General features: G+C 62.7%; 7 protein-coding genes. All 7 read left to right on the top strand.

The window, feature by feature from the left end; genetic code table 11:
* The first annotated feature begins 248 nt into the window (after window positions 1-248).
* Window positions 249-1469: an aspartate aminotransferase family protein gene (locus tag BJQ17_RS22760; RefSeq protein WP_003254516.1), complete on the top strand. Its 1221-nt coding sequence runs from the start codon at window positions 249-251 to the stop codon at window positions 1467-1469.
* A gap of 147 nt (window positions 1470-1616) precedes the next feature.
* Window positions 1617-2636 (top strand): arginine/ornithine succinyltransferase subunit alpha, encoded by a 1020-nt coding sequence (aruF, locus tag BJQ17_RS22755; RefSeq protein ID WP_003254515.1) that lies wholly within the window; start codon window positions 1617-1619, stop codon window positions 2634-2636.
* Between the two features lie 78 nt (window positions 2637-2714).
* Entirely contained in the window at window positions 2715-3743 is a 1029-nt protein-coding gene (gene astA / locus BJQ17_RS22750) for an arginine N-succinyltransferase (protein ID WP_003254513.1), read from the top strand.
* The gene (astD, locus tag BJQ17_RS22745; RefSeq protein WP_003254512.1) at window positions 3744-5207 is read left to right on the top strand and encodes a succinylglutamate-semialdehyde dehydrogenase; all 1464 of its coding nucleotides are present in this window, start codon (window positions 3744-3746) and stop codon (window positions 5205-5207) included.
* Window positions 5208-5230: 23 nt separating this feature from the next.
* Window positions 5231-6580, top strand: a complete 1350-nt coding sequence (gene astB / locus BJQ17_RS22740) for an N-succinylarginine dihydrolase (protein ID WP_070096684.1) — start codon at window positions 5231-5233, stop codon at window positions 6578-6580.
* 14 nt (window positions 6581-6594) lie between these two features.
* Window positions 6595-6885, top strand: a complete 291-nt coding sequence (locus tag BJQ17_RS22735; protein ID WP_003254508.1) for a topoisomerase II — start codon at window positions 6595-6597, stop codon at window positions 6883-6885.
* A gap of 10 nt (window positions 6886-6895) precedes the next feature.
* Window positions 6896-7903: a succinylglutamate desuccinylase gene (astE, locus tag BJQ17_RS22730; RefSeq protein ID WP_003254507.1), complete on the top strand. Its 1008-nt coding sequence runs from the start codon at window positions 6896-6898 to the stop codon at window positions 7901-7903.
* The last annotated feature ends 155 nt before the right edge of the window (window positions 7904-8058 follow it).

Below are 8058 nucleotides of genomic sequence, written 5' to 3'. Positions count from 1 at the left end.
AACACCTCAACATCGCCGTACATCCTGCCCCCTCACAAACCTGTGTGAACACCCGTTCACCCAGCCCCCTCTCTCCCGTACACTGCGCGATTGCGACAGTGTTTGTCGCATTGCCGAAAGCCTTGTCAAAACTGGGTTTTGCGCTGTAACAAGTTGTCGCTTGGCCGCAAGGACAGGCGCGGATCAGTCCTTACAATCCCCCCATCGCTCGCCACTTCCAGGCCAGCGTTCCTCTTCAGGAGACTCAGATGTCCGTTGAGCAAGCCCCGGTGCAACGTGCCGATTTCGACCAGGTGATGGTCCCCAACTATTCTCCGGCGGCCTTCATTCCTGTGCGAGGCGAGGGTTCCCGCGTCTGGGACCAGTCGGGTCGCGAGTTGATCGACTTTGCCGGCGGCATCGCGGTCAATGCCCTGGGCCACTGCCACCCGGCACTGGTCAAGGCCCTGACTGAACAGGCCAACACCCTCTGGCACGTCTCCAACGTGTTCACCAACGAGCCGGCCCTGCGCCTGGCCCACAAGCTGGTGGACGCCACCTTTGCCGACCGCGCGTTCTTCTGCAACTCCGGCGCCGAGTCCAACGAGGCCGCTTTCAAGCTGGCCCGTCGTGTGGCTCATGACCGCTTCGGTCCGCAAAAGCACGAAATCATCGCCACCGTGAACAGCTTCCACGGTCGCACCCTGTTTACCGTCAGCGTGGGTGGCCAGCCGAAGTACTCCGATGGCTTTGGCCCGAAGATCACCGGTATCAGCCATGTGCCGTACAACGACCTGGAAGCGTTGAAGGCACAGATTTCCGACAAGACCTGCGCCGTGGTGATCGAGCCGATCCAGGGCGAGAGCGGCGTGGTGCCGGCCGACAAGGCCTACCTGGAAGGCGCGCGCAAGCTGTGTGACGAGCACAATGCGCTGCTGATCTTCGACGAAGTGCAGACTGGCGTGGGCCGTACCGGCTCGCTGTATGCCTACCAGCACTACGGCGTGACCCCGGACATTCTGACCAGTGCCAAGAGCCTGGGCGGCGGCTTCCCGATTGGCGCCATGCTGACCACCACCGAGCTGGCCAAGCACCTGGCCGTTGGCACCCACGGCACCACCTATGGCGGCAACCCGCTGGGCTGCGCCGTTGCCTGCGCGGTGCTGGATGTGGTCAATACCCCGGAAACCCTGGCCGGTATCAAGGCTAAGCACGAGCGCTTCAAAACCCGCCTGGAACAGATCGGCCAGCAGTACAACCTGTTCAGCCAGGTGCGTGGCGTCGGCTTGCTGCTGGGCTGTGTCTTGACCGAGGCCTGGCAAGGCAAGGCCAAGGACGTGCTCAATGCTGCCGAGAAAGAAGGCGTGATGGTGCTGCAGGCCGGCCCGGACGTGGTCCGCTTCGCGCCAAGCCTGGTGGTTGAAGACGCCGACATCGACGAAGGCCTGGACCGCTTCGAACGCGCTGTGGCCACACTGACCAAAGGCTGATCCGCCAGCGGTCCTTTCGCCGGTCCCGGCGCAGCCTCAACCCGAGGCTACGCCGGGCCGGCGATACCCGATTCCAGTGCAGGTGCCTGGGTGCCTGCCGTTTTTCCGTGCCGACGTGAATGGCCCGTATTCCAAAGGAGTGACACCATGCTGGTGATGCGCCCCGCGCAAATGGCTGATCTGAACGACGTGCAGCGCATGGCTGCAGACAGCCCCATTGGTGTCACCTCGCTGCCGGACGACACTGCTCGTCTGGGCGACAAGATTGCCGCCTCTGAGACATCCTTCGCCGCCGAGGTCAGCTTCAACGGTGAAGAGAGTTACTTTTTCGTGCTCGAAGACAGTGAAACAGGCAAGTTGGCCGGCTGCTCGGCCATCGTCGCTTCGGCCGGGTACTCCGAGCCGTTCTACAGTTTTCGTAACGAAACATTCGTGCACGCCTCACGCGAGCTGAAGATACACAACAAGATCCATGTGCTGTCGCTGTGCCACGATCTGACCGGCAACAGCCTGCTGACCAGTTTCTATGTGGCGCCGGAGTTGGTGAACAGTGGCTGGGCCGAGCTCAACTCGCGCGGCCGACTGCTGTTCATGGCTGCGCACCCGGAGCGCTTTGCCGATTCGGTGGTGACCGAAATCGTCGGCTTCAGCGACGATCAGGGTGAATCGCCGTTCTGGGATGCCATCGGCCGCAACTTCTTCGACCTCAACTATGCCGACGCCGAGCGCCTGTGCGGCCTGAAGAGCCGTACCTTTCTCGCCGAGCTGATGCCCCACTACCCGATCTACGTGCCGTTGTTGCCAGACCTGGCGCAGGAAGCCATGGGCCAGGTACATCCGCGAGCGCAGATCACCTTCGACATACTCATGCGCGAAGGCTTCGAGACCGAGCACTACATCGACATCTTCGACGGCGGCCCGACCCTGCATGCGCGCACCTCTGGCATCCGCTCGATCGCCCAGAGCCGGGTGGTCCCGGTGAAGATCGAAGAGGCCCCGGCCAAAGGCGGTCGCCCGTACCTGGTGTGCAACGGCCTGTTGCAGGACTACCGCGCGGTGTTGCTGGACCTGGACTGGGTGCCTGGCAAGCCGGTCAGCCTGAGCGTGGCAGCAGCCGACGCGCTGGGCGTGGGCGAGGGCGCCAGCGTGCGCCTGGTCGCGGTTTGAGGTCTGGCAACAGACGTTTCGGGATTGATGCGTTAGCAGAGTTTCGCGCCGGCCGATGCCGCCGCACAAGGAGATAGCATGATCGTTCGTCCTGTACGCAGCAGCGATTTGCCTGCGTTGATCGAATTGGCACGCAGCACCGGCACCACCGGGCTGACCACGCTGCCGGCCAACGAAGAGCGCCTGGGGCATCGCGTTGGTTGGGCGGAAAAAAGCTTTCGTGGCGAAGCCGAGCGTGGCGACACCGATTACCTGTTCGTGCTGGAAAACGACGAAGGTCTGGTGGTGGGCATCAGTGCCATCGCCGGCGCCGTCGGCCTGCGTGAGCCTTGGTACAACTACCGGGTCGGCCTGACTGTCAGCGCCTCGCAGGAGCTGAAGATCTACCGCGAAATCCCGACGCTGTTCCTGGCCAACGACCTGACCGGCAACTCCGAGCTGTGCTCGCTGTTCCTGCGTAGCGACTACCGCTCGGGCCTCAATGGCCGCCTGCTGTCGCGTGCGCGCATGCTGTTCATTGCCGAGTTCCCCGAGCTGTTCGGCAAGAAGATCATTGCCGAAATGCGCGGCATGTCTGACGAGCAGGGTCGTTCGCCGTTCTGGGAAAGCCTGGGCCGGCATTTTTTCAAGATGGAGTTCAGCCAGGCCGATTACCTCACTGGCGTGGGCAACAAGTCGTTCATCGCCGAACTGATGCCCAAGTTCCCGCTGTACACCTGCTTCCTGTCCGAAGCGGCGCGCAGTGTGATCGGCCGTGTGCACAAAGACACCGAGCCGGCGCTGGCTATGCTCAAGCAGGAAGGCTTCAACTACCAGGGCTACGTCGACATCTTCGATGCCGGCCCGGCCATCGAGTGTGACACTGCCAAGATCCGCGCCGTGCGCGAGAGCCAGACCCTGGTGCTGGCGGTAGGTACGCCAGGCGATGACGCGACCCCTTTCATCATCCACAACCGCAAGCGCGACGATTGCCGCATCACTGCTGCACCTGCACGGTTGGCCGCCGGCACCCTGGTGGTCGACCCATTGACCGCCAAGCGCCTGCGCATGGGCGTCGGCGACAATGTCCGCGCGGTGCCGCTGTCGGCCAGCCGGGAGGCCCAGTAAATGACCACGCATTACATCGCAGGCAATTGGCAGGCCGGCCAGGGTGAAACCCTGCAGTCGCTCAACCCGGTGACCCAGGCCGTGATCTGGCAAGGGCAGGGCGCTGACGCCAGCCAGGTCGACACTGCCGTGCAGGCCGCGCGGCAGGCCTTTCCGGCCTGGGCGCAATTGAGCCTGGAGGCACGTATCGATGTGCTGGAGAAGTTTGCCGCGCAGCTGAAAGTGCATGCCGAAGCCATGGCCCAGTGCATTGGCGAGGAAACCGGGAAGCCGCTGTGGGAATCTGCGACTGAAGTCACCAGTATGATCAACAAGGTGGCGATTTCAGTACAGAGCTACCGCGAGCGCACCGGCGAAAAGAGTGGTCCGCTGGCCGATGCCACGGCTGTTCTGCGGCACAAGCCTCACGGCGTCGTGGCGGTGTTCGGCCCTTACAACTTCCCCGGGCACCTGCCCAATGGCCATATCGTGCCGGCGCTGCTGGCAGGCAACTGCGTGGTGTTCAAGCCCAGCGAGCTCACCCCCAAGGTCGCTGAGCTTACCGTCAACTGCTGGATTGCTGCCGGCCTGCCGGCGGGTGTGCTGAACCTGGTGCAGGGCGCACGTGAAACCGGTGTGGCGCTGGCCGCCAACCCAGGTATCGATGGCCTGTTCTTCACCGGCTCCAGCCGCACCGGCAACCTGCTGCATCAACAGTTCGCAGGCCGCCCAGACAAGATCCTGGCCCTGGAAATGGGGGGTAACAACCCGCTGGTGGTGGACGAGGTCAAGGACCTCGATGCGGCGGTGTATACCATTGTCCAGTCGGCGTTCATTTCCGCCGGCCAGCGTTGCACCTGCGCGCGGCGCCTGCTGGTGCCGCAAGGCGCCTGGGGCGATGCGCTGATCGCGCGCCTGGTCGAAGTGTGCAAAACCATCACGGTGGGGGCGTTCGATGAACAGCCGGCGCCTTTCATGGGGTCGGTGATTTCGCTGCAGGCGGCTCGGGCGCTGCTTGCCGCCCAGGTTGAACTGGCCGCCAAAGGTGGCGTGAAACTGCTGGAAATGACTCAGCCGCAGGCCGATGCCGCACTGCTGACCCCGGGCATTGTCGATGTCACCGCCGTGGCTGACCGCCCGGATGAAGAGTTTTTCGGCCCGCTGTTGCAGGTGATCCGCTACGCCGACTTCGATGCTGCCATCGATGAAGCCAACAACACCCAGTATGGCCTGGCCGCCGGTTTATTGTCTGATTCGCGAGCCCGCTACCAGTACTTCTGGCTGCGCAGTCGCGCGGGCATCGTCAACTGGAACAAACAGCTGACGGGGGCTGCCAGCAGCGCGCCGTTCGGTGGCGTGGGAGCCAGTGGCAACCATCGCGCCAGTGCCTATTACGCAGCCGACTACTGCGCTTACCCCGTGGCTTCGCTGGAGACCGCCAGCCTTGCCTTGCCGGCGACCCTGACGCCGGGCGTCACCCTATAACAACAGGTCACGGAGCCTAGCCGATGAAATCCTATGAAGTGAATTTTGATGGCCTGGTGGGGCCTACCCACAACTATGGCGGCCTGTCTTACGGTAACGTGGCTTCGCAGAGCAACAGCCAGCAGGCGTCCAACCCGCGTGAGGCAGCGCGCCAGGGCCTGGCGAAGATGAAAGCGCTGGCTGACATGGGCTTCAAGCAGGGTGTGTTGGCGCCGCAAGAGCGCCCGGACGTGGCGGCGCTTCGCCGCCTGGGGTTCAGTGGTAGCGATGCCGAAGTTATCCAGCGCGCCGCCCGCGATGCCATGCCGTTGCTGGTGGCCAGTTGCTCGGCCTCGAGCATGTGGGTGGCCAACGCCGCGACAGTCAGCCCGAGTGCCGACACTGCTGACGGTCGCGTGCACTTCACTGCCGCCAACCTCAACTGCAAATATCACCGCAGCATCGAACACCCGACCACCAGCCGCGTGCTGGGCGCCATGTTCAACAACGAGAAACACTTTGCCCACCACGCTGCGCTGCCTGCCGTGGCACAGTTCGGTGACGAGGGCGCGGCCAACCACACGCGCTTCTGCCGCGCCTATGGCGAGGCTGGCGTGGAATTTTTTGTCTACGGTCGCAGTGCCTTCGACAGCCGTTACCCCGCGCCACAGAAGTACCCGGCCCGACAAACCCTGGAGGCCTCGCAAGCTGTGGCCCGGCTGCACGGCCTGAGCGATGACGGTGTGGTCTACGCTCAACAGAACCCGGCGGTGATCGACCAGGGTGTGTTCCACAATGATGTGATTTCGGTCGGTAACGGCGAGGTGCTGTTCTACCACGAGGACGCGTTTCTCGAGACCGACGCGGTACTTGGGCAACTGCGAGCTAAACTGGCCAGCAAGGGTGGCAACTTCCAGGCCATCTGCGTGCCCAGGGCCGCGGTGGCGGTGGAGGACGCGGTGCGTTCCTACCTGTTCAACAGCCAGCTGCTCAGCCGCGACGATGGTTCCATGGTGTTGGTCGTGCCGGAAGAGTGTCGCAACAACGAGCGGGTCTGGGCCTATCTGGGCCAGCTGACCAGCCAGGGAGGCCCGGTGAAGGAGGTCAAGGTATTCGACCTCAAGCAAAGCATGCAAAACGGCGGCGGCCCGGCCTGCCTGCGTTTGCGCGTGGCTTTGAAAGAAGCGGAACTGGCAGCCGTCAACCAAGGCGTTATCATGACGGCCCCGCTGTATGACACGCTGCTGCAGTGGGTCGACAGGCACTACCGCGATCGCCTTGGCGAAGCAGACCTGGCTGACCCGCAACTGCTGGTGGAATGCCGTACGGCACTGGACGAATTGACCCAGATCCTGAAGTTGGGCTCGGTGTATCCGTTCCAACGCCAACCTTGAAGAGAGACTCTGTAATGACCGACGCCTTGCGCCTGATCCTTGAAGATGAAGACGGCACCCAGCTGGAAACTTCCTGCACCCGCTTTGCTGTGGTCTGGCAAGGCAAGGAAGTGTGGATTCAGCAGGATGGCCGTGGCCAGTTGCTGATCGGCGTGGATGTCGAGGAAGACGACACCGAGTATGCCAACTTGCTGCTGCGCCCGATGGCCACCAATCTGGTCAGCCTGCAGCTGGAAATGGAACCGGCAGAACTTGGCGAAGACGACGATCACGTTCATGGCCCTGACTGCGGTCACCACCACTAAGGAAGCACCTATGCTCGCCCTTGGCAAATTGCTTGAGCTGACCCTCACCGCTCACGAACCGGCTGAGAAGACCCAAGTGACACCCGGGGGCGCGCGTTTGCGATGGCTGGGGGAGGGCGCGCTCGAAGTGCGTCCGGCCGAAAGCGAAGATTGCGGGCTGGACTTGCTGTTGTCCGCCGGCATTCATGGCAACGAAACAGCGCCGATCGAATTGCTCGAACGGCTGCTGCACGGCGTGGCCAACGGCAAGATCAAACCCAGGGCACGGGTGCTGTTCCTGTTCGGCAACCCGGCGGCGATCCGCAAGGGCGAGCGCTTTATCGAACAGGACATCAACCGCTTGTTCAATGGTCGCCATGAGCTGTCCAGCGGGTTCGAAGCACTGCGTGCTGCCGAGCTTGAACAGTTCGCCCGGGTGTTCTTCAGCAAGCCGGGGCGCAACCGCCTGCATTACGACCTGCATACTGCCATCCGCGGTTCGAAGATCGAGCAATTCGCCTTGTACCCTTATAAAGAGGGGCGCAAGCACTCCCGTCGTGAGCTGGCGCGCCTGGCGGCGGCAGGTATGGAGGCGGTGCTGCTGCAAAGCAAGTCGTCCATCACCTTCAGTGCTTTCACCTACGAACAGCTTGAGGCTGAAGCTTTCACCCTGGAGTTGGGCAAGGCCCGCCCGTTCGGCCAGAACGAGCAGGTGAACCTCGACAAGCTCGAAGAGCGGCTGATCCGCATCATCGAGGCTACCGAGCCCGAAAACGAAAGTTCGCTGGATGGCCTGCAGCTGTTCAGTGTTTCCCGCGAAATCATCAAGCACAGCGACAGCTTCCACCTGCACCTGCCGGCGGACATCGAAAACTTCTCCGAGCTGAGCAAGGGTTACCTGCTGGCTGAAGACCTGGCCGAGATGCGCTGGGTGGTTGAGGAGGAGGGTGCGCGCATCATCTTCCCCAATCCCAAGGTCAGGAACGGCCTGCGCGCCGGCATTCTGATCGTGCCGGATTCGGGGCAGCGACTGGGGTGAGAGCGGTGTCGCCTGTTTCGCGGGTGAACCCGCTCCTACGGGCACGGCGCCACATTAAGGCCTTGAACATACCTTGTAGGAGCGGGTTTACCCGCGAACCAGGCGACACAGTTTCGGATCCTATCCATGATGAAAACCTTTTAATTCACCGCCTG

The sequence above is a fragment of the Pseudomonas sp. NBRC 111139 genome (genome assembly GCF_001753955.1).
Classification (GTDB): domain Bacteria; phylum Pseudomonadota; class Gammaproteobacteria; order Pseudomonadales; family Pseudomonadaceae; genus Aquipseudomonas; species Aquipseudomonas alloputida.
Note: the sequence above shows the minus strand (reverse complement) of the source record. Positions and strands in the feature narration are given on the sequence as shown.